A 22,062-nucleotide genomic window follows, 5' to 3' on the forward strand; every position below is an offset into this window, starting at 1 on the left:
CAGAGCGATGTCGGCGAGGCAGTCCCCGCCGAGCGCGACCGCCAGCGCAAGGTCCACAAGTATCTTGCCGGGGTCGTGGACGGCTCGGGACTTCCGCCACGGGGCGAGGACGGCGGATATGGCCTGGTCAAGGCCGGTCTTGCGGACAGTTTCAACCAGCAGGACCGAACCGGCCTGCGAGACCACGGCACGGCCGTCCTCCCGGACACGGACATGAGGGTAGGAGCCGGTAGGCTTCTTCACCTGGAAAGTGCCTTTGGATTCAGCGGGGACAAGGTCTTGGCGACGGCCGAACCCTGGTTCTGGATCACTTTCAGTGCCGGGGCCACGGAGGGCCACCACAACCGCGATCATGAACATCCGTGGGTGATGTGTTCCTCCAGGACCTGTGGTCCCACCAGGTCGAAGGCGTAATGATCGAAAAAGCAGCGGTCGACGGCGAGTTGGTGATCGTGCGGGCCCGCGCATCGGCGGAGCGGGCCGCATGTCCCGCCTGCGGGACGACGTCGGGCCGAGTGCACAGCCGATACGGACGCCGCCTCGCCGACACGGCAGTCGCCGGGCGTCCCGTGGTGATCGAGTTACAGGTCCGGCGGTTCCGCTGCCGCGACCGCGCCTGCCGGCAGACCACCTTCGCCGAGCAGGTCGACGGACTCACCTTCCGGCACGGGAGGCGAAGCACCGGGCTGCAGACGGTGCTGCAACAGGTAGCGGCGATGCTGGCGGGCAGGGCCGGCGCCCGCCTGGCGAACACGCTTGCGGTCCGGACGAGCCGGTCGACGCTCCTGCGACTGATACGCCGCCTCCCGGAACCCGAAGTGCACACGCCGCGGGTGCTCGGGGTGGACGAGTTCGCCCTGCGCAAGGGACACAACTACGGCACGATCCTGGTGGACATCGACACCCGCCGTCCCATCGATCTACTGCCCGACCGGGCCACGGCGACGGTGGCCGCCTGGCTCGCCGACCACCCCGGCGTCGAGGTGATCTGCCGAGACCGGTCCACCGCATACGCCGAGGCCGGACGACTCGGCGCCCCGGACGCAATCCACGTCGCGGACCGGTGGCACATCTGGAAAAACCTGACCGAGGCAGTCGAAAAGACCGTCATCCAGGACCGCGCCCTACTGCGCGAGCCGGAGAACACTGCCCCAGTCCGCGCCGCCCAGCCCCTGGACAGCCCGGAGCCTGTGCCGCCTTCCCCGGATGAACCACGGCAGTCAGGCCGTCTGTCCGACCGGGTACGCGAACAGCACGCGGCCGTCCACGCCCTGCTGGACGAGGGGCTCGGCCTGTGGCCGATCGCCCGCCAACTGGGCCTGGCCCGCAACACCGTCCGCCGCCTCGCCAACACAGCCACCGCGGACGAGCTCCTGGTCGGACGGTGGACCGGCCGCACCAGCATCCTCGACCCCTACAAGCCCTACCTCCATCAGCGGTGGGCGGAGGGCTGCACCATCGCCCGCCGCCTGTTCGAGGAAGTCCGCAAGCGCGGCTATCCCGGCGGCGAGAGCGTGGTGAAGAGGTACGTCCAACGGCTCCGCGAAACCTTCCCGCACGACGATCCGCCCCGCAAAGCGCCGTCCGTGCGCGACGTGACCAGCTGGATCACCCGCCACCCCGACCGCCTCCACGACGACCAGGCCCAGCAGCTCAAGCAGATTCTCGCCCGCTGCCCCGCCCTCGACCGAACTGCCGAACACGTCCGCGCCTTCGCCGAGTTGATGAACGACCGCCGGGGCCACGACCTCGGTCAGTGGATAGAACGCGTGCAGGCTGACGATCTGCCCGCCCTGCACGGCTTCGTCAACGGCCTCGGCCAGGACCTCGACGCCGCCGTCGCCGGGCTCAGCCTCCGCTACAGCTCCGGCGCCGTCGAAGGCCACAACAACAAGATCAAGATGATCAAGCGGCAGATGTTCGGCCGCGCCAACTTCGACCTGCTCCGCAAGCGGGTCCTCCTCGCGGCGTGAGGACGTTCATGATCGCGGTTGTGGTGAGCCCTCCGTGGCCCCGGCACTGAAAGTGATCCAGAACCACGATTCAGCCGCCGCCGACACAAGGACCTAGACAATCCTCATTCTCGCTGGTCAGAGGCACTTTCTGCTTGCCTGACCGCCTATCGGACAGCCCGCTTCATGAAAGCGCGAGGTTAGTTTCCCCGCTGGCGGCCACTTCGTGTACGCAGCGTGAGGTCATCCTCGGTGGCGCTCGCCCCACCACGGCAGGATCGGCGCACGGCGCGCGCAGCCCGACGCGGACGGCACAGGTGACACAGCGCGCCGTCTGCCATCTGGCCGACATCTACGCCCGGTCGTCGGCGTCCAGGAAGAAGACGTAACGCCCGGTTGCCTTGCCCAGGCCGATGTTGCGCGGGCCGCTGCGGCCCCCGGAGTTCTCCTGCCGGATCACGGTCACCGGCATCGGCACGCGGGCGGTGAACTCCTCCAGGCACTCCCCTGTGCCGTCCGTCGAACTGTCGTCGACGGCGATGACCTCGATGCGCTCCGGGCCGATGGTCTGTGCCTCGACGGATGCCAGGCACTCGACCAGGTATGGCATCGCTTCGTACGCCCCGATGAGCACAGTCACATCAGGCTGCGTGACGGTCACGTTTCCCCCTTTGTCGACGGGATATCTCCCCCGTATCGCCTCATTCGCTGCCTGATAGACGGGTGGACCTCGTATGCAAGAGCCCCACCATGTGTTTGTGCGGCCGCGGCGGCCCGGCGCAGCCCAGCGGCCGGGTGGTGCTCTCAGGCCCCGCGTTCGGCGGGGTGGGCTGAACAACGGGAGGGGCAGGCTGAAGCTGGTTCACAGCGATCCACAAGGCCGATCACACAACCGCCTCAGGGCTTGCGAGGCGCCTCGTTGAAGTATGGGGAGCGCTGCTGCGCATAGCCCTGGGTAGAATCCCTAGCCTTTGTCTCGGGTGTGTACGTCCCGGTGACGGGGGAGGTCGCAGGCCGCGCTGCAGGTGCTGAGATCGTCGTGGTGGTGCGCGGGACGGTACGGAGGCGAGAACAAAGGCGGGCTCCTCTCACACCACATCGCGACCTGACATGAATCACGTGATTCGTGAGCGTAAGTGGCCCACCAGAAACGGCCCGGCTGCCCAGGTCACTCCTCGGGGCCCGCGCACTTGGTGTTGCGGGTCAGGCGTCACATCGTTCCCGGCAGCCGACACCCGCTGCCTGGTACTTCGCCGCACGGCCTCGGCCGCCGTCGGCCGGGACGGCCGGCTGTCCCGTTGGTCAGGCGCCGAAAATGGCGACGGGATCACCGGTGAGCCAGGTGTTGTCGATGCGCATCCGCCAGATGAGCCAGCGGCTACCCTCGCGTACTAGGTCGACCGTGTAGGGGTTCTTGAGCAGGGCGTGCGTGCCGGGGTCGTCGGTGAGCAGGTGTTGCGCCTCGACCAGTGCGGTCAGCCGGGCCGTATTCCCGTCGATGGTGATGCGCGGGTTGGTGACCTGGTGCGTGGTGTCCATCCGGCCGGTGAACGTGGCCAGGATGGTGCTGACGATGGTGTCCCTGCCGATCATCAGCGGCGGCTTGCCGCCCCAGCGCGCCGCGGCCCGGAAGTCCAGCTCCGCATCGGTGGTGAAGGCCGAGGCGAGCAGCTCGCGGTCCTTCAGGTCCTGGCCGAGGGCGAACCGGTAGAGGGCGTCGGTGATCTCGGCGCGGTCGCGCAGTTCTGCGACGATCGCAGCGGTGTCGCCGGGCTGCGCGGCCAGGGCGTACTGAGCAGCGGTGTCCATGGTGTGTCCTCCGGTAAATGAGAGACGTCGTGTTCGACGTGATCCACTCTGCCGCCGTGATCGCTGGCGACCAATGGCCGTCTGCGCAATGATTGTGAACTCAGACTTAACGACGGGGAGGGGTGCGTGATCGAGCGGCACGAGGTGGAAGCGTTCCTGACACTCGCGGACGAGTTGCACTTCGGGCGCACCGCCGAGCGTCTGCACGTGTCCACCGCTCGCATCAGCCAGACCATCCGCAAGCTGGAGCGGAGGGTGGGCGTACCTCTGTTCCGCCGCACCAGCCGGCGGGTCGCGCTCACAGCTGTAGGGCGGCAGCTGCAGGAAGAGCTGCGTCCTGCCTGGGAGGGCATGGGTACAGCGCTGCAGCGGGCGATCGAGGCGGGACGGGGCCTGTCCGGCACCTTGGACGTCGCTTTCCTAAGCGCGGCAGCCGCACAGCTCCTGGTCGGCGCGACGCAGGTCTTCCGCGACCGGGCGCCCGACTGCGACGTGCGTATCCGAGAGGCACAGGCAGGTCAGCTGCTGCCGTGGCTGCGCTCGGGGGAGATCGACCTCGCGCTGAGCGCCCTCCCCGTCAGCGAGCCCGACATCGCCAGTGGCCTGGTCCTGGTACGCGAGGCACGGATGCTCGCTGTCCCCGCTATTCACCCCTTCGCCCACCGAAGCAGCATCTTGGCCGAGGATCTGGCACGCGTCCGCTTGATACAACTGCCAGATCAGGCCGCCATACCGCCGCAGCATGCGGACCGAACACCTGGCGCCCCGCTCACCGCTCCCGGCCCGACGGCCGGGACCTTCCAGGAAGCACTCACCCTCGTCGGAGCGGGGCAGGGGGCCCTTCCCGTCGGCGCACACGCCCGGCGCTACTACGTGCGCCCTGACATCACGTACATCCCCGTCAGCGATGCCCCGCCGTTGGCGTGGGGCCTGATATGGGCAGCCGACCGGAGCACCGCTCGCGTCCGCGCGTTCGCCGAAGCCGCGGCCGCTCTGGCCCACGGCCACGCGTGAGGGGTGGGCCCGCAGCACTAGCCTCCCCGTTTCGCTTCGGGTGGCTGAGCTGGAGTGATGGCTGTGAAGTGGGGTTTCTCATCGTTGGCTGCCGGGCGGGCATGGTCGAGGCCCGACGCGCGGGTCGGTTTCTCCATGGTTCCTCGGGTCGTGGGCGTGCAGGGACGGTGCCGACGTTCAGGTGGCTGGCCGTGGCAGCCGCCGTTAGGCGGGCGAATGCGCTGGTCAGCTCGTTTCGCCAGGGCCAGGTCGCGGCGATCCGCAGGTGCATGCGGCGTCCGCCGCGAGTGATGCGGCCAGCTGCGTGCGGCAGCCGGTAGCGGAGCTTCTTCGGCTCGGCGGCTGGGAGTTCGCCTTCCAGCAGCAGGAGGCGAGTCCAGGCGAGCAGGTCGAGGGCGGTCAGGGACAGCTGGGCGCCCGGGATGCGGGCGCTCGCGGCGGACGATGATCCGAGTGTCTTCGGGCAGGCCCAGTAGGTCGACCAGGCCGGTGAGCTCGGCGACCTGCGCGCCTTGCCGCAGGGTGCCGTCCTGTTTGAGGGCAGGCTGCCAGACCTGGTGGGGCAGCTGGCGTATGGCTCGGCGGACCGGTTCAGTGATGGACGATGCGACGGAGAAGGATGTGTGGATCCCGCGTGAGCGCAGGGCGCGTATGTGGTCCAGGAACGCTTTGGTGGATCCGGCGCTGTCCGCGCGGATGAGGATGTTGGTGCCGTGGTGGTGGGCGTCGGGGAACTGGGCGAGCGCGGTGTCGAGCACGGTGATGTGGTCATCGGCGGTGTTGGCCGCGGCGTTGCGGGGCCGCAGCAGGTCGGACAGGGCCTCGCCGGTGTTGTCGAGGAAGCACAGCAGCGGGTGGTAGCCGAAGCCGTGTTTGTAGGTCGGTGCCGGGTGCTCCTTCTCAGAGTGGCAGGTGACAGGGTGGCGTCGATGTCCAGGACCAGACCTGGCGGTTCGCGTCCGCCTGCGCGGGAGGCCGGTATTGCCTCCCGCCTCTCGTCGGCTTGCAGCCAGGCGACCTCGCGGGCGGCGGCACGGGCCGCGCGCAGAGCGCCGAGTGCGGCCGGATCGATGCCCGCCAGCAGTCGCCACGCGGTGGGATTGGACGCGGCCGGGCCGAACACCTCGGTCTGGTCCCGCAGCAGGGCCAGGTCGGCGATCGCCTCCCCGCCGTCGGCCGGCATCACTGCCAAGTCCACTGCGATCCGGCCGGGGGCGTGACCGGTGCCGGGCGGTCGCAGATGGCGCAGCGCGTTGGTGAAGGCCGTGGTCAGGCCAGTGGCATCGGCGAGATCGGACAGCAGACGGGACCTGGCATGACTGACCACTCCGCGACCGTCGGCTGACACGACGAGCTTGGGACGCGACCCGGTAGTGTGCACGCAGAAAGTGCCTTCCTGCTGTGATGACAGAAGCCCTAGACAAGCGTCATCATCCCAGCTCAGAAGGCACTTTCGCGTTTCCGCTCAAGATCTGGACGCCACCGCAAGTGAAACGCGGAGGCTAACGCACGATTGATCCGGCTGGGTGCCGTCATGGCTGCGGGTTGGATGTGTGCGGGGCTGAGGAGAGGCGTCCGCTGGTCGGGCGGCAGCCCGACCAGCGTCTATCCCACCGTGGCCGTGGTGGGGGTCGCCGAGGGCAGCGAAGGGCTTTCGGAAGCGGTGGGGACAGTGGTCTCGATGTTCACCACCGAGCCTGGTCGGAGCTGCCCGTACACCGACTTGGCGTCGGTGTTCTGCAGGATGATCCAGTCGCTGCGTGGGGTCTGGTCGTCCGGTGTGTTCGCATCGACGTGCATGCCGCCCATGTAGGCCGTCGTGCCGTGGTCACCGCGCAGTTCGATCACCCAGTAGATCTGGTACGGGGACGTGGATTTGTAGCCGAGTTCTGCCCCGGACACCTCCTTGACCTGCGTCTTGGAGACGACGGTCATCCGTCCGGTGGGGGGTGTCCCAGTCATGGGGGACAGGAACAACACTCGACCGCCGAAGAACATGATCTTGCGGCGGAGGTCCACCGTCACGTCGGCTGCCGGCAGGGGACTGGGCGTGGGGCTTGTCGTGGTGGTCGGGTGGGCTGCTGCCGGGGGCTGCTGGGCGGGGCCCACGCCGCCGAGGTGCAGCAGCAGTGCGAGGGCCAGGGCCAGCACGGTGCCGGCTCCGGTGAGGGCCGCGGTCGTGCGGCGGCGGCGCCGGCGGTGTGCGGCGCGGTAGCGGATGTCCGCGCCCGGCACGGGCGGTGGTGTCTGGCCCGAGGCGGCCAGTTCGCGTAGGCCGGTGGTGAGGTCATCCGACACGGTCGTCCTCCCTCTCCCCGTCGTCGGTGGCCAGTTCCCGTGCCAGTGCTGCCCGGCCGCGGGACAATCGCGCCTTGACCGTCCCCACGGGGGCACCGGTCTCGGAGGCTACCTGTTCGACACTCAGGTCGCACAGGTAATGCAGGACCACCGCCATCCGCTGTGCCTCGGGCAGTTTGCGCAGCGCGGTGACCATGTCGACCAGGTGGGCGTGCTCGGCGTCGGGCCCTGGCGCGGCCTCCGGTGGCGGGGTACGGCGCACAAGTTCCAGCCAGCGCTTTGCCCGCCGCCAGCGGCTCACCGCGAGCCGCATGGCCACGGTGCGGATCCAGGCCTCAGGTGCCCCGTCGGCGAGGAATTCCCGACGTCGGTCCCAGGCACGGACGAACGCCTCCTGGACGACGTCCTGTGCCTCCCCGTGGTCGCCGGTGAAGGCGTAGAGCTGGCCGGTCAGCCGGGGGAACGCGGCAGCGTAGAACGCGTCGAACTCTTCCTCGGTCATGTCCCCGCTCTTCCTCCATCGGGCCCTTCGCTATGAGGCGTGTGTATGTCCGTGCCTTCCGTATCTCCGGATTTTTTGTCCTTGGTGCAACCCGTCCGCCTCCGTCGTGCGTACAGGTCCCGTACGCCGCACATGGAAGCACACCGCAGGGAGCACGATGACCACCACGAGAGCCCGCAGCCGCCGTGCCGCCGTCGCCGGCCGGCCCGAACGGTGGGAACTGCGGATCGACGTGGCGCCTGGGCCCTCTGCATCGCAACGGGCTTCCCCTCGTGACAATTTCGCGGCGTACGCCGCCTATGCCTGGCCCCGTCTGGTGTGCACCGCCCGCCTTCTGACCGGTGGCGGGCGTGCGGCCGAGCACCTTGCCCGCGCGACGCTGGCCGAGACGTACGCCCGCCGACGGCGGATACCGCGCAAGGACGCCGACTTCCACGTACGGCGGACGCTGGTGCGTCGCTATCTGCGCCTGGCCCGACGCCGCTCGGTCGGCGCCGGTCATCGCACGCCGCTGCTTGGAATGCTGGCGAACCTGCCAGCCCGGCAGCGTGTGGTGCTGGTTCTGCGTTATGGCGAGGGGCTGGCCGAGTCGGAGATCGCCCAGATGCTGGGCTGTTCGGTCGGCGCCGTCACGTCCTACACCCGGCGTGGCCTCGCTGCCCTGGCCGATTGTCCCCGTGCGGAGCCCGTCGATGAGTCCTGACGAGTGCGCGAACCACGTGCGCGAGGCGTTCCGCACGGCGATGCGTGACGACGTCCCGCCCGTGCCACTGGCCGAGATCGTGCGCGAGGGACGCGCACGGCGCCGCAGACACCGTGCAGCGGTGCTATTGACCGGTTGTCTGTTGCTGCTCACGCCGCCGGCCATCGTCACCTTGCGGGACTCGCTCGTGTCCGGGGGAGCCGGGCCGGCGACGCCCTCGAGACCCGTACTGGCTCGGACCGTGCGGGTGGTCGCGTCCGGCGAACGTGTACGGCCGCTGCCCGGCGTGGAGTTGTGGCTGACGAAGAACGCCGGGCACTGGTCGACGCCGAACGGTGCGCACAGCCTTGCCCCGGGCAGCGGGCCGGCGCTCACCCTCCGGTTGGAGGTTGTGGACGGCCGTCTGTTCCTGTGCGGCATCTATCAGGGCGAGCGGCAGCCGGCCCGCGTCAGGGCGGAGATGGCGTCCGCCGCGCCCGCTGGCACGCTGCTCACCCTGGCGGGTGACCCCGGCTGGATGGCCTTCTACGCCACCGGTCAGCTGCCCCCGGATGAAGGGGCGCCGAAGGAGATACGCGTCACCGTGTACGCCGCGGACGGTGCCGTTCTCGCCCGCAGTGAGGTGGCCGGATGAGCGGCAAGCGGCCGGTGACGGCCCGTCACCGGCTCCCTGTGCGGCTCCGCGCCCGCCGGCGCCGGGCCCGCTGGATCCGGCGTGTGCTCCTCGCCGTACTCGTCCTCGTCCTCGCTTCATTTGGCACGGTCATCGTCGCCTATCACCTGACGGTCATCCCCAAGCCGCATCCTGAGGTCGTGATCCAAAGCACCGTGTTCCTCGACGCCCAGGGGGAGTACCTGGGGCGGCGCGGCCCGGTGGACCGCCAGGACGTACGGCTGTCGCAGGTTCCACGCGCTGTGCAGGACTCGGTGATCGCCGCGGAAAACCGTTCCTTTCGCACCGACTCGGGCGTCTCGCCTACCGGCCTTGTCCGTGCGGCTGTGTCCACGCTGAGCGGCAGCCAGCGCCAGGGCGGTTCGACGATCACCCAGCAGTACGTCAAGAACGCGCTGCTGAGCCCCGAGCAGTCGCTCAGCCGCAAGGTGCGCGAGGCGCTGATCGCCGTCAAGCTGGACCGTACGCGCTCCAAGGAGGAGATCCTGGAAGGCTATCTCAATACTGTGTACTTCGGCCGCGGTGCGGCGGGTATCCAGTCGGCGGCACGCAACTACTTCGGCGTGGATGCGCGGGAGCTGAGCCTGGCGCAGGGAGCGGCGCTCGCGGCGGTCATCAACCTGCCGTCGTACTACGAGCGGGCGGGCGCGGACGCGAGGGTGACCGCGGCGCTGCGGAACCGGTGGGAGTGGGTCCTGGACGGGATGCGCGGCTCGGGCATGATCTCGGCCAAGGAGCGCGCCGCGGTGGCCTTCCCGGCCTTCCGCTTCTATCCGCCGGGCGACACGGACGGCCAGCGTCAGTACTTGATCGACGTGGCCGCAGCAGAGGCCGCCGACCGGCTTGGCATCACCCAGGACGAGCTGGCCCGGGGCGGCTACACGGTTCGTACGACCTTCGACTTGGCGGCGCAGGACGCGACGGCGGAGCGGGTGCGCCGGGCGCCCCCGGCCCGCACGGGGACGCGGCTGCACACGGCGGTGGTGGCGATGGTGCCCGGGGATGGCGCGGTCCGGGTGCTGTACGGGGGCGCAGACTACGCAAAGCAGCTGTTCAATGACGCGGTGTCGGGCGCGGTGGAGGCGGGCACGGCGCTCAAACCGGTGGGGCATCTGACGGGCGACGGCCCGCTGGAATCCCTGGGCCGCACGGCCGCGCCGTCCCCGCTACGGATGGCGTCCGCGTATGCGGCCACGGCTGTGAACGGCATGTATGCCAAGCCCTACACCGTCTCAAGGGTCACGCACGCCGGCCGTACGCTCCACACCATGCGCCCCAAGCCGATCTCCGCGTTGCCCGAGACAGCTGTGCCCTACCCGGCCGGTAGTCCCACAACCACTTTCACGGGCGGCGCGGGCACGGGCCCGGAGACCCGCACCCTCTGGCACACGGAGTCCGACAAAGAGCTGTCGGTCACGGTAGCGCTGTTCGCCGAGTACCCGGCGCGGGACAAGCAGCCGGCCCGGCCCGCTCGGCTGGGCGACGCGCCGAAGCGTTTTGCGCCGTCGCTCGTGCAGGAGGTGCGGGAACAGCTGCTGCGTTCCTGAAAAGAGGTATCAACGGCGAAGGGTGCGGATCCTCTCGGGGGATAGCTGTGGTGTCTTTGCCGGAAGAGCTTCAGGCGCGGGAGGCGGCGACTCGACAGCGGGTGGAGGCATCGGCGATGGCACGGACATGGGCGAGCCCGTCGAGCCCGCGGTCGACACGGAGCGCGTACCAGGTGCCGTCCTGCTCAGCTCTGGGGAGTCCGGCTGCCACGCCTGGGTACATCGGCAGATAGACGTGGCCATCGTTGACGCGTACGAGGACCACCTGATCGAGGTAGTCGCACAGATCGGGCTCAGGCTGATGGTCGTCCAGCCAGGCGATGGCTTCTGCACGCGGTCCAGGACCCCACAGGTATTGGGCGGGGAAGACGGTGCTGGCACTTCGAGCATCGAACTCCATCAGGTTCGGGTCAGTGACTCCGCCCGGGCAGAACACGGCACGGACCAGGACGTAGGTGAACCTCCCCAGCTCGTCTTCCTGGGCCAGCTGGCTGGCGTAGCCAGCCGTGGTGTACTCGCCGTTGTCGCTCCAGCCGATGGCGATGATGCTCCGGCTGAGCGGTGCCGGATACAGTCGGCCTTCCGGTGTCGCGTACCCCCAAAGGTGATTGATGATCTCCGCAAGGTCGGAAAGCTCCCTGGCAGCTTCCACCGGAGAGGTCAGGTGGTAGGTACCGTGCGCCACCATGTTCCGCAGCCTGCGCAGAACCGGTTCCAGAGACCGGTTGCGCTGCCCGCGCAACATGCCCTCGCGGCGGGCCCAGGTCAGCAACCCGTCGAGCATGGCATTGAACGGCTCCCACACCCGGGAAGCGCCCATCCGGATTTCAGCGCCGCGCACCTTCTTGTACTGCTCGAAGAAGTCGCTGTAGCTGGTCATCGTGATCTGGTGCTCGTGCTTCCTGCGATCCCGGACCTCGACGACCTGTCCATGGTGGGCGACGAACCGGTCCCGCAACGCTTGCTCCAGCGTCAGCCGGGCCACGTCCGCCACCAGCGTGAACAGTTCGTAGCAAAGCACTCCGTGGCTGTGGGCGGCGCGCAGCTGCTCGAACTTGTGTCGGGTTGTTTCAGCGACATCGTCGGCCAGCCTGAGCCCCGCGATCACACGCTGCTGGAAGTCGGCGGCGTCCTCCGGCTGCATCTGGCCCAGACCGAGAGGCGTGAAGCGCAGAGAGCGTTCGTCGGCGGCCTGCAGTTCCTCCAACCGCTTGATATCCATGCGCGACCTTCCCGACCTCTCCTAGGCATGCGTCTGGCGAACTGGTCAGGATGAGGTCTGCATCCCCTGCGGTGCAAGCGGATTGACATCGTGCAGCGGGACACGGATAGGCCAGGCGGCGTCGCCGGTCAGGATTGCGCGATGATGCCGACGTCGGGCCGAACCAGAGCCGTGAGCCGGGACCGGCTCGGGCAGCACCGGATCAGTGAAGCCGCCTGGGTATGCGCTGGGACAGAAAGAAAGACCACCAGTCACCGGCCGACATACGCGCGCCGCGCGGGGGCGTCCAGGCCGAGCCGCGCAAACACCGGCCGGAGCACCGCCTCCTTGCGGAGACAGAGCCTCTCCGCGCACGGGCGCTGGCCGCGTGCCACTTGGCTTGGCGGCCTGCCGAGACGACTTTCCTGTGATGTTCGGCAGCCCTGGCACGAGGGGCTACCGCTTTCGCTTCTGCCTCTGTTTCGGAGTGTGCTGCGTGCCGCGTGGTAGCCGCTTGGAGTTCGGGTGGATCGAGCGTTGAAGTTCTGACGCAGGCCGCAACGACTGCAAGGTGGCGGTCAGCGCGGCGTCGAGCGGCCCGATGTGTCCGTCGTAGAGGGCCCCGACGAGATCGCGAGTCGGTTCGTCGTAGAGGAAGACGACGCCACGCGGCAGGCCGAGCTGATGCTTCTTGGCTCGCAGGTAGCCACGGAGGCTCTTCTCGGCGTCGTCGGGGTCCTGTCCAGCTGGGCGCGTCGCCCACACGAACAACCATCCTTCGGCCGGATCGACGCTGGCCGTGACGGGCACCGTCATGCTGCGGCCCTGGCCGTTCGGGCGCGGGTTGCTGAGGAGGATGTCACCATGGCGCGCGAACTTCTGCTGGGCGGGCGTTGCCAGGGATAGCAGCGTCGCGCCGATGCTGAGCCATCCGGTGACGTTCCATGACTGCAGTTGGTCGAGGAGAGGCGCGAGTGGCGAGGGCACCATCGCCGGCTTGGGTGCGGACCCCGAACCTGTGTCATCACGTCCCTTGGTGTGAAACCACTTGTCGAGCACGTCGGTTCGGCTGGTCAGGAAGCTCGGCTTCTGTGCCCTGTAGCGGCGCAGCTCGGCCGTGGTCGGCTCAGGGAGGAACGGAAACGCGGCACACACCTGTGCCGGGTCGGGTTCGACCCAAAGGCCCGCCTCGAAGAAGTACAGGAACAGGTCCAGTTCGTCCGGTGCATGGAACACGACGGTGACATCAGGGTTGCGGCGCCGACGCAGGTAGAGGAGAAACTCGGCCGGACGTGCGACGAGTTCAGTGATCAGCTCGAGGTCGTGCAGGGAAACCGTCCAGGGGACGTTGTCGGGGGTGAGCAGCCCGGCCCGCACCAGCTCTGCGGTGGCGGTCAGGACGGTCGAGAGGTCGTCGAGACTGACGGCAATGGTGTGGATCTCACGGATGTGGCTGAGGTCGACCCAGCCTTCGTCTTCGATACGTAGGCCACCGTCCCGCTCGATTGCATCCCGCATGCGGCCGGACTGCTCGGCTGCTTTCGTGATGATGCCGGTAAGATCAGTACGGATCCGTGTCGTCTTCCCTCCGCGGGACAGGGCGCTCAACGCGACGGCCTTGTCCTCCACGATGAGGGCGACGTCGTCGAGGACGATGAGGTGGTCGCCCTCGACGCGCTTGGTGTACTTCGCCGGATCAGCAGTTTTGGCTTCGTTGTCATTCGCGGGCACGTAGTACTCGAACGCGTCCCGGAAGTGAGCCCCGGGGAGTACACGGTCGAGCGCGTCGCGCGTGCGGGACTCGAGAAGGTCTCCGCGATGCTTCGCGTACTGGCTCCATACGGGCGACGTCTTCAGATGCTCTTCGAGGTTCTCCCGGACGGCGAACACGCTCAACGCTGGGTGCGGCAGCACGAAGCGCCCGTTGTCAGCGACGACGAGCGGCCGGCTACGCACCGGGTTCCTGCCGGTGGTGAACGCATCTATGACGTCCGCAGGGTTGGCCGTCCCGAGGTCGAGGCGGAACCGTTCGACAACGGCCCCCACACGTTCAACAGCAATGCCCGTGCGCGCGACGACGTCGTCGACCGCGACCGTGGCCTGGTCGCCGTCGGGCTCGAACATCGACATGACACTGGACCTGGCGAGTTCTGCCAGCCCGTCGACCGCCCGGCCCGCCTCCACCGCGGCCATCGCGTCCAGCACTGCGTCCCCCATCGCTTTGAGGCGGTCATTCAGACCAGCCTCCTGCAGGTGGTGGCATGCGTCGAGGACAGCCAGGGCGTCGGTCGCGTCGAAGCCGAGTTCGGCATTCAGCGCCGCGCGAACGCTCGGGTTGCCGTCGAGAAGCGCCAGGTTGGTCGTTGCGACCATCTCCGGGTAGGACGAGTTGCGCATCCATACCTCAGCGCCACGAATGAGCATGGACACGAGGGCAAGCTTATCGGTCGGGTCAACGGCGGCGAAGGACCGTATCTGTGCAAGGCGGAGGATCCCGTCGAGTTCGTCCTTCGCCTCGGAGACGAAGTGGCTCATCTCCTGGTCCTCGACTGCGGGGGCACCAGCCGTCGCCGAATCTTGCCGGGCGGCGAGAGCGACCAGCGCCAGCAGTTCCAGGTACGCGGCGCCCGCCTCCGCAATGACGGGCGTCTCGCCTTCGCGCGCCATCGGCAGGAACCGCTGACGAGCCACCTCGATGAGCCGGATCGCGTCGAACCGCCCTACCTTCGCGACGAACTCGTCGACAGCCTTGTCGAATGCTGCGTCGACCGCCGCGGCAGGATCATCGCCAGCGAACGTGGCCATGAGGGCCATCAAGGCAGTCAAGGAGTCCACCATCACTTGCGCGTGCGGGTCGAACGCCGGCGACGTCGGACCGGAACGGCGCTGCCTCCGGTTGCGCGCTTCACGGCGCTTCGATCGGGAACCCATGAGCCAACCTCACCACATATCGGGACCGATCAGCGAACGGTTCGGATCCGCTTCGATCAGCCGGTGCATCCACTCCCGCTCTCCCCGTTCGCCTCGTGGATTCGACCGGCGGCCGGACTGGGGGTCCCAACTGAGAGAGGCTGTATCGACTGTCGATGAAGCATCATCTTGGATGGAAGACCGCCATGTCATGAGTTCTGCGTTCGCCGAGCTGGAAGGCTCGATCGCCTTCTACTCCCAGCTCTTTGACCGAACCTGGCGGCGGTCAGTGCGCAGACGAGTCCGCGGAGCCGGAGACGGGCCGGTTACTGACTTCGGCTAGTTAGGGTGAGGCTGGGTCGTTGAGGGTCAGGCCGGTGCCCGCTATGAAGCCGTCGAGCGTTTTTTCGGGTGACGGCGGCCATGGAAAGCTCCCCATAGGCGGCCACTTACTGCCCCACCGTCAGGCAGATTTGCATGCTCGCGTTGATGGTGGGCGGAGCGGAGCCTTCCATCCACTCCGGTAGCCCCCAACTGGTAGGGGAGTTGCGGACCGCTCAGGGAGAAGAGGTTCCTGTCAGGAGCTGAGGGCGACCATGGGCGGCGTGCGGGCTGCGCGCAGCGCCGGATACAGTCCGGCGAGCGCGCCGATCAGTGTGGTTGCTGTGATTCCGGCGAGGGGAACGGCGAGGGGCATGCTGACGGGCCATCCCTGGCTCAGGGCATAGCCTGCGGTGGCGGTGAGGGCCAGTGCGACGCCGGTCAGGCCGCCCATCGCGGACAGCAGTAGTGCCTCGACGAGGAATTGGATGCTGATATGGCGGCGGGCGGCGCCCAGGGCCCGGCGCAGTCCGATTTCGCGGCGACGTTCCAGTACGGTGATGACCATGGTGTTCGCCACACCGATTCCGCCGACGAGCAGGGCGACGCAGCCCAGGCCGACGAAGAGGCCGGTGTACGACTCCAGGACGGCGTCCTTTGCGGCCAGCGCGTCCGATGGCCGACTGACCTGCACTTCTTCCGGGTGTTCCGGGTTGACCGTGCGGGGCAGCAGCGCACGTACGGCGCTCACCCGGGCGTCGGAGGAACGCTCGTAGACGGTGGTGGGGTGGCCGTCGAAACCGAGGAGGTGTTCGGCCGCTTTCTGGCCGACGAGCGCCGCCGTGTCTAGCTCCGGTGCGAGCGGTACGGGCTGGAGGGTGCCCAGCACGGTGAAGTACTGGTCGCCCAGCCATACCTGGTCGCCCGGCTGTGCCGCGAGGCGTTGGGCGGCGAGGTGGCCGAGCACTACGGTCGGGTAGTTCTGCGGCGCCTGATCGAGCCAGTGCCCGCGCGTAACGTCGGCGCGGACGGCTTCGAGTAGATCGGGGTGAGCGGCGAACACGGTGAGGCCGCTGGTCTGCCGGGGGTCCACTCGGCTGTTGCGGTAGACCTTGGCATCGTCGATCTTGCCGACACTACCGACGGTCTCCACGCCATCAATTCTGGCGACCATGCTCATGGCCTCGGGCGGCAGTTGTGCCTGCTCTCCAGAGAGGGACTGGCCGGGGGTGACGGTGAGCAGGTTGGTGCCGAGCCGGGACAGCTGGGCGCTGAGGTGGGCTTGGCTGGATGAGGAGATGCCGATCACGGTGACCATGGCGGCGATGCCGATGGCGATGCCCAGAGCGGACAGAACGGCCCGCAGCGGGCGGGTCCGCAGCCCGTTGCCGCCAAGCCGGACGAGGTCGGTGACGCGCAGCCGGGAGTGGTCCAGGGATGTGTGTGGTGTCAACGGGAGGCCTCCGCGGCGGTGGGGTAGGCGGAGTCGGCGATCAGGCGTCCGTCGCGTAGGGAGAGGCACCGGGGTAGGCGGGCGGCCAATTGGACATCGTGGGTGATGACCACAACGGTGGTGCCGTTGTCGTTGAGCCGGTGCAGTAGGTCCACGATGGCGCCGCCGGAATTGCTGTCGAGGGCACCGGTCGGTTCGTCGGCGAGCAGCAGAACCGGATCGCCGACCACCGCTCGGGCGATCGCGACTCGCTGCCGCTCTCCTCCCGAGAGCTGGTGGGGACGATGCCGCAGCCGGTGGCCGAGACCCACGGTGTGCAGCGCGTCACCCGCGCGTGCCCGCCGTTCCCTGCGGGGCAGGCCGGTGTACAGCAGCCCGTCGGCCACGTTGTCCAGTGCGGTGGTTCCCTCGGCGAGGTGGAAGTGCTGGAAGACGAAGCCCATGCGGTGGGCGCGCAGTGCTGAGAGCCGCCGGTCGTCGAGGGCGGCCAGGTCGTGGCCGTCAACGATGATCCGGCCCGAGCTGGGGCGGTCCAGAGTGCCGATCAAGTTGAGCAGCGTTGACTTCCCCGAACCTGAGGGGCCGGTTATCGCCACGAGTTCGCCGTAGGTGATGGATGTGGTCACCTCCGCCAGGGCGGGGACAGGGGAGGCACTGCCGCCGTAGTAGCGGCTGACACCGTCAAGGAGGACGACCGGGGAGCTGCTTCCTGGCAGCCGGAGGGCCGGGTCGGTGCGTACGTTCACAGTTTCGGAACCCCCACCTTGACGCCTTCGGCGATCCCCGAACCGCTGATGGCCACTCGGCCATCGGCGAACGCACCGGTGGTCACCTTCACGGTGGTCACGGCCTCATCGGCGACAACCTGGACGCCGAATCCTCCTCCGGGGAGGGCTTTGAGCGCCGTGACGGGTACCGAGAGCACATTCTTTGCCTCGCTCTTCCTCAGCCAGACGTCGACGTCGGTGCGCTGCAGGCCGTCCGTGTCCTTGGGCCGCTTCAGCTTCACGACGACCGGTACCACGGGCTGCTTGCCTTCCTCCTCGCGGGGAGGGGACACCTGCGAGACGGTCCCGGGCGTGCGGGTGCCGTCCGGCAGTTCCACGGTGACCTCGGTGCCTTTGACCGCGAGCTTCTGGTCGGAGACCGGAACGTCGACGCTCACCTGGTGGCCGATGGCAGTCACGGTGAGCAGCTTGGCCCCGGGCGCGAGAGTGTCGCCGACGGCCGCCCCTGTACCGGCGATGCGCACCTTTCCTGGGGCGACTGCCACGCGGCCGAGTTCGATCCTGCCCGTGACCGGCAGGCCCACGTCCTTCTGCCAGCGCTTGACCGCGGCTTCGGTCAGGTCGGTGAACTTGTCGTCCACGGTGAACCCGCCGTATCCGAGCGCGGCGAGGTTCTCCTCCAGCATCCGTACGTCCCGCCCGCCCGGCATTCCGGGGGCAAACGCGCGCCAGGTCGGGGTGCTCCCGTACATCAACAGCACTGGCTTGTCGTCCACCGCGTACAGCTTCTCCCCTCTGGCAACCGTCGTGTTGGCCGGGGGCAGCCAGGTCAGCGTGCCAGACAGGGAAGCGGAGAGGGAGCGGCGCCCGGTGTAGTCGAGCGTGCCGAACCCACGCACCTGGGAGACCAGATCACCCTTGACGACCGGTGCTGTCGCTGGGGGAACCGCGGCGTCCTGCCCGGTGTGGGTCGGCTCCTCCTGAGCGTTGATGCAGATCACTCCTCCGGTCACGGCTGCGGTGCACAGCACGGCGACGGTGAACTGGAGAGCGGCTCGGCCACGCCACCGGCTGCGGCGGCGCCCGCGGGCGGCCGGCATGTCCCACCGCTCCTCACGGTCGGTCGTCGAATCCTCGTCGAGGGCCACTACCGCTCCTCCCCGGACTGCCCTCGGGACTTCATGAGAATGTCCCGGCACGCCGCGCTCGCCTTCCGGAAGGCCGCATCGCCCATGTCGAGCGAGACGCTGCCGTCGGAGCCCGGATCCGGCATGTCATAGCCGTGGTCGCGCATGCACTGGGCGAATTCCAAACGATCTTTCTGCGCCCGCGGGCCGTCCGGTGGTGCGCTTCCCACGCTGCGGCTGTTGTCGGCGCCGCCTTCCGGTGCGTACTTCTTGCATGCCTTGTCGGCCTTGTCCACCGCGCTCTTGGGGACGTCCGCCGGAATACTGCCGGACGACCCGTCACCGGTGGGATCCTCCATCGGTACGCCGTTATCCCGCATGCACTGGGCGTACTTGAGCGGGGCCTGCTGCTGGGATGCGGAGGGCGTCTCTTGCTGTTTGCCTGCGAAGGCGCCACCGGTGGCGCCGCAACCGGCCACGCCAACCAGCAGCAGTGCGGTACTCACGCCGGCCATGGCGATCCGCAGGAAAAGGGGCTTTGACGTCATGAAAACCTCGACTTTCTCGTCCGGTTTGCACCGGCCGCAGTGGTGGGACCGGTATTCACCCAACCCCCCAGGACATGTGGTGAACGTCTGGAGATTTCCATATGCCAGCCATATCTCCGTCCGGGTTCAATGGTGCGGACCTCGTGGCAGGCGGGAGACGCGGCAGAGAAAGGCGGGTGTGACGGAGTGCGGGTACTACTCGTCGAGGACGAGCCCTATCTGGCGGAGGCGGTGGCGGCAGGGCTCAGACGCGAGTCCATCGCGGTCGATCTCGCCATGGACGGGGAAGCTGCTCTGGAACGGCTGGCCGTGCACACCTACGACGTCGTCGTTCTCGACCGTGACCTGCCCCGCAAGCACGGCGACGATGTATGTCGGCAGATGCAGAAGGAAACGCGTGCGTGCCGGGTCCTGATGCTGACCGCGGCGGGCAGTCTGCGCGACAAGCTCACCGGCTTCGAAGCCGGCGCGGACGACTACCTCGCGAAACCGTTCGACTTCCCCGAACTGGTCGCGAGGATCAGGGCCCTGCAGCGGCGAGCGGCCACACCGACTCCACCGGTGCTGGAGCGGGCGGGGCTGCGCGTCGATGCCTTCCGCCACGAGGCCTACCGGGACGGCCGCCTGCTCCGGCTCACCCGCAAGGAGTTCGCCGTTCTGGAGATCCTCATGCACGCCGAAGGCGGGGTAATCAGTGCTGAGCAGCTTCTTGAGAAGGCTTGGGACGAGCACGCCGACCCCTTCACCAACGCCGTGCGCATCACTGTCTCCACGCTCCGGCGCAAACTCGGCGAGCCGCCCCTCGTGCACACCATGACTGGCGTCGGCTACTACCTCGCGGAACCGCGGTGAAAACCCGTTGCCGGCAGCGGCGCCGACTGACCATCCGCACTCGCCTCAGCCTCACCTACGGAGCGCTGTTCGCGCTCACCGGCGCGGTGATGCTGGCGATGGTGTACGTATTCATGAAATACGGCCCCACCTATGAGTTGCCCGACAACGTCGCTGTCACGCTTCGCTCCCCCGAGCATAGCGTCACCTCCCCCCAGGCCTCGGGCACCGGCTCGGGGCAGGCCAAGCCAACTGCCAGTGGCCTGACCTCGATCTCCATCGACAGCAAGAAGGAACTACTCAACACCCTACTGCTGTTCAGTGCCCTCGCTCTCGTCCTACTCGTGCTGGCCGCAGTGCTCCTCGGCTGGTGGCTCGCTGGCCGTGCGCTCGCGCCCGTGCACAACATCACGCGCACGGCCCGCTCCGTCGCCGCCGGAGACCTCGACCGGCGCATCGCCCTCAGCGGTCCGCACGACGAGATCAAGGAGCTCGCGGACACCTTCGACGCGATGCTGCAACGCCTGCACACCGCATTCCGGGCCGAACAGCACTTTGCGGCCAATGCCTCGCACGAACTACGCACACCGCTGGCCACGACGCGGACCATGCTGCAGGTGGCAATCGCAGACCCCGACCACCACGACATCCGAACCCTCGGTCCAAAGCTGCTGGAGACCAATCAGCGCAGCATCGAGATCACCGAAGCCCTGCTCACCCTCTCGCAAGCAGACCATGGAACATTGGATGAGCAACATGTTGATCTCGCCGATGTCGTGCGGGCCGTTCTCGGTCCAGCGGACCAGCAGGCAGGGCAAGCAGGAGTACGACTGAGTGCTCGCCTGGCGCCGGCACCGTTGCTCGGGGACGAGGTCCTGCTCCGCCACATGGCGTCGAACGTGATCGACAACGCCATCCGCCACAACCATCCGCGAGGCACAGTCGACATCACCCTGATGTCCCCCGAAACCGACGGTTTGAGGTTCATTGTCCGCAACACCGGCCCGCGGCTGACTGCCGAACAGGTAGCGCGGGCGGCCGAGCCCTTCCAGCGCCTACAGCCGCGCACGGCGACCGCGGCGGGCCGCCCGGCGGGGCACGGCCTGGGACTTGCGCTCGTGCACTCCATCGCGCGGGCCCACGACGGGAACGTACACGGCAGAGCCAATCCTGAAGGCGGCCTCACCATAGAGATCACCCTGCCCCGCCACAGAGGACGCAGCGGTGGTGACGGTCAGCTGCTCCACGACAGGCGGCTCGTCCTCGGGGGTGACCGGTAGCAGCGTGTAGGCGACGGCGGCCGGCCAGTCCCTGGGCGCCGACGTGGGGTGCCGTTATCTGACTTCGGCTAGTTAGGGTGAGGCTGGGTCGTTGAGGGTCAGGCCGGTGCCCGCTATGAAGCCGTCGAGCGTTTCGGGCCGGTACTGGAGGCGTTTGAGCCGGTTGCGTACGAGGGCTTCGAGCCGGTCGAGAGCGACCACGGCGAGGTTGGCCAGGCTGCGCTTGACGTGCGCCCATACCCACTCGACGGGGTTGAGGTCGGGAGAGTAGGCGGGCAGCAGGAAGACCGTCAGCCAGTCACGCTCGGCGATCAGCTCACGCATGGCGTGGGAGACGTGGGTGTTGAGCCGGTCCCAGACCAGCACGATCGGCGCCTTGACGCGCTGGTGGACGCCGTCGACCAGTGCGATGAAGTCGCGCTCGCCCATGCTGCGGCGCTTGCCTTTGCCCGCTCGGTGAGTGCGCAGGCGGTGGCACAGCCGGGTGCGGGAGCCGGGCCGCATGGCGATCAGCCCGGCCACCGACAGGCGTTCTGAGCGTCGCCCGCTCACCGTCACCTGCGGAGTGTGGCCGCGTCGGCCCCAGGTGCGTCCTTTGGGCGGCTGTCGCGTGAAGCCTGCCTCGTCCTCGAAGCAGATGTAGCCCCCGCAGGCCGCCCGGGCTCTTTTACCTCGGCCCAGGTCGCCTCCTTCCACAGGGTCACGGCCTGCTCGTCGCGTTCGGCGACCCGCCGCGCAGGGACCTGCGGGCTGGAGCCGAGCCGGTGCATCAGCCTCGTGGCTCCCGAAACGCTGTAGGAGATGTGGAACTTCCTGCCGATCAGCGTGGCTACCCGGGCGGCGGTCCACACCTGGTCCTCCACCCATCCGTGCGCGGCGGGTCCTTCATCGAGGTATGCGGCCAGCTTCTCCAGACAGCGCGGGGACAGCCGGCATCGCGATCCACTCGGGCCGCGGGAGGCCAGCGCCTGCTCGCCGCCGTCGCGCCACAACTGATGCCACTGATAGGCCGACTTCGGGCTCACCCGCAGGCGCCGTGCCACCTCGGGCGGCTTGATCTTGTGCTCGAACAGCTCGGCCGCCTGCATCCGCACCGTCTCCCGGCGCTGACGTCCCGCAGGGGTCAGTCCGCCCCCATCCGCATACCTCACACACCACGGAATAC

General features: G+C 68.3%; 18 protein-coding genes and 2 pseudogenes. 7 read left to right on the plus strand and 13 right to left on the minus strand.

From position 1 onward, the window contains the following. Window positions 1-243 (minus strand): transposase (locus SSP24_RS37220; RefSeq protein WP_174864786.1); only part of this gene is annotated, 243 nt, incomplete at its 3' end. Between the two features lie 119 nt (window positions 244-362). Here SSP24_RS37220 and SSP24_RS37225 point away from each other — a divergent pair. Continuing rightward, window positions 363-1,973, plus strand: a complete 1,611-nt coding sequence (locus tag SSP24_RS37225) for an ISL3 family transposase (RefSeq protein WP_229866335.1) — start codon at window positions 363-365, stop codon at window positions 1,971-1,973. Between the two features lie 337 nt (window positions 1,974-2,310). Here the strand turns inward: SSP24_RS37225 and SSP24_RS37230 are convergent. Then, window positions 2,311-2,613: pseudogene (locus SSP24_RS37230) on the minus strand (glycosyltransferase family 2 protein); the annotation flags it as partial. A 641-nt stretch (window positions 2,614-3,254) separates the two neighbouring features. Further along, window positions 3,255-3,761 (minus strand): nuclear transport factor 2 family protein, encoded by a 507-nt coding sequence (locus SSP24_RS37235; protein WP_141314814.1) that lies wholly within the window; start codon window positions 3,759-3,761, stop codon window positions 3,255-3,257. 126 nt (window positions 3,762-3,887) lie between these two features. Here SSP24_RS37235 and SSP24_RS37240 point away from each other — a divergent pair, with 126 nt between their 5' ends. Beyond that, window positions 3,888-4,775 (plus strand): LysR family transcriptional regulator, encoded by an 888-nt coding sequence (locus tag SSP24_RS37240; protein WP_141314816.1) that lies wholly within the window; start codon window positions 3,888-3,890, stop codon window positions 4,773-4,775. Window positions 4,776-4,952: 177 nt separating this feature from the next. On the opposite strand, the pseudogene SSP24_RS37245 reads toward SSP24_RS37240, so the two are convergent. The 3 genes and pseudogenes from SSP24_RS37245 to SSP24_RS37255 form a co-directional block, all read right to left on the minus strand. Continuing rightward, a pseudogene (locus SSP24_RS37245) lies at window positions 4,953-6,186 on the minus strand (transposase). 194 nt (window positions 6,187-6,380) lie between these two features. Further along, window positions 6,381-7,073: a hypothetical protein gene (locus SSP24_RS37250; protein WP_141314818.1), complete on the minus strand. Its 693-nt coding sequence runs from the start codon at window positions 7,071-7,073 to the stop codon at window positions 6,381-6,383. Continuing rightward, on the minus strand, window positions 7,063-7,575 hold the full coding sequence (locus tag SSP24_RS37255; protein ID WP_141314820.1) for a SigE family RNA polymerase sigma factor: 513 nt from the start codon (window positions 7,573-7,575) through the stop codon (window positions 7,063-7,065). Before SSP24_RS37255 ends, SSP24_RS37250 begins: the two co-directional genes overlap by 11 nt. Before the next feature lie 157 nt (window positions 7,576-7,732). Here SSP24_RS37255 and SSP24_RS37260 point away from each other — a divergent pair, with 157 nt between their 5' ends. The 3 genes from SSP24_RS37260 to SSP24_RS37270 are packed head-to-tail and all read left to right on the plus strand — an operon-like array spanning window position 7,733 to window position 10,498. Further along, window positions 7,733-8,278 carry a sigma factor-like helix-turn-helix DNA-binding protein gene (locus tag SSP24_RS37260; protein ID WP_174864785.1) on the plus strand — a complete coding sequence of 182 codons (546 nt, stop codon included), beginning with the start codon at window positions 7,733-7,735 and terminating at the stop codon, window positions 8,276-8,278. Next, window positions 8,268-8,912, plus strand: a complete 645-nt coding sequence (locus SSP24_RS37265; protein WP_141314824.1) for a hypothetical protein — start codon at window positions 8,268-8,270, stop codon at window positions 8,910-8,912. The genes SSP24_RS37260 and SSP24_RS37265 overlap by 11 nt, the downstream gene beginning before the upstream one ends. Continuing rightward, the gene (locus SSP24_RS37270; protein WP_141314826.1) at window positions 8,909-10,498 is read left to right on the plus strand and encodes a transglycosylase domain-containing protein; all 1,590 of its coding nucleotides are present in this window, start codon (window positions 8,909-8,911) and stop codon (window positions 10,496-10,498) included. Before SSP24_RS37265 ends, SSP24_RS37270 begins: the two co-directional genes overlap by 4 nt. 70 nt (window positions 10,499-10,568) lie before the next feature. On the opposite strand, the gene SSP24_RS37275 is transcribed toward SSP24_RS37270, so the two are convergent. From SSP24_RS37275 to SSP24_RS37300, 6 genes are all read right to left on the minus strand, one after another. Beyond that, on the minus strand, window positions 10,569-11,720 hold the full coding sequence (locus SSP24_RS37275) for a hypothetical protein (protein WP_141314828.1): 1,152 nt from the start codon (window positions 11,718-11,720) through the stop codon (window positions 10,569-10,571). Between the two features lie 435 nt (window positions 11,721-12,155). Then, window positions 12,156-14,630, minus strand: coding sequence for a preprotein translocase subunit SecA (locus tag SSP24_RS37280; protein WP_229866336.1), 2,475 nt, complete (start codon window positions 14,628-14,630; stop codon window positions 12,156-12,158). A 556-nt stretch (window positions 14,631-15,186) separates the two neighbouring features. Continuing rightward, window positions 15,187-16,383 (minus strand): ABC transporter permease, encoded by a 1,197-nt coding sequence (locus tag SSP24_RS37285; RefSeq protein ID WP_141314830.1) that lies wholly within the window; start codon window positions 16,381-16,383, stop codon window positions 15,187-15,189. Then, window positions 16,380-17,129 carry an ABC transporter ATP-binding protein gene (locus SSP24_RS37290; protein WP_229866337.1) on the minus strand — a complete coding sequence of 250 codons (750 nt, stop codon included), beginning with the start codon at window positions 17,127-17,129 and terminating at the stop codon, window positions 16,380-16,382. The genes SSP24_RS37285 and SSP24_RS37290 overlap by 4 nt, the downstream gene beginning before the upstream one ends. Further along, the gene (locus tag SSP24_RS37295; protein ID WP_229866338.1) at window positions 17,126-18,259 is read right to left on the minus strand and encodes a peptidoglycan-binding protein; all 1,134 of its coding nucleotides are present in this window, start codon (window positions 18,257-18,259) and stop codon (window positions 17,126-17,128) included. Before SSP24_RS37295 ends, SSP24_RS37290 begins: the two co-directional genes overlap by 4 nt. After that, window positions 18,259-18,786, minus strand: coding sequence for a hypothetical protein (locus SSP24_RS37300; protein ID WP_167529815.1), 528 nt, complete (start codon window positions 18,784-18,786; stop codon window positions 18,259-18,261). The genes SSP24_RS37295 and SSP24_RS37300 overlap by 1 nt, the downstream gene beginning before the upstream one ends. Before the next feature lie 186 nt (window positions 18,787-18,972). Between SSP24_RS37300 and SSP24_RS37305 the strand changes: the two genes are divergently transcribed. Then, window positions 18,973-19,638, plus strand: a complete 666-nt coding sequence (locus SSP24_RS37305) for a response regulator transcription factor (RefSeq protein WP_141314834.1) — start codon at window positions 18,973-18,975, stop codon at window positions 19,636-19,638. Further along, window positions 19,635-20,897, plus strand: coding sequence for a sensor histidine kinase (locus SSP24_RS37310; protein WP_141314836.1), 1,263 nt, complete (start codon window positions 19,635-19,637; stop codon window positions 20,895-20,897). Before SSP24_RS37305 ends, SSP24_RS37310 begins: the two co-directional genes overlap by 4 nt. A 72-nt stretch (window positions 20,898-20,969) precedes the next feature. Here SSP24_RS37310 and SSP24_RS45600 read toward each other — a convergent pair. Then, window positions 20,970-22,048, minus strand: a protein-coding gene (locus SSP24_RS45600) for an IS630 family transposase (RefSeq protein ID WP_444546205.1) whose coding sequence is annotated in 2 segments (ribosomal slippage) — window positions 20,970-21,547 and window positions 21,547-22,048 — 1,080 coding nt in all. Because the reading frame shifts where the segments join, the coding sequence is not laid out codon by codon here. Between the last annotated feature and the right edge of the window lie 14 nt (window positions 22,049-22,062).

Origin of the sequence: Streptomyces spinoverrucosus (assembly GCF_006539505.1) — a bacterium.
In the GTDB taxonomy this organism is placed as follows: Bacteria; Actinomycetota; Actinomycetes; order Streptomycetales; family Streptomycetaceae; genus Streptomyces; species Streptomyces spinoverrucosus.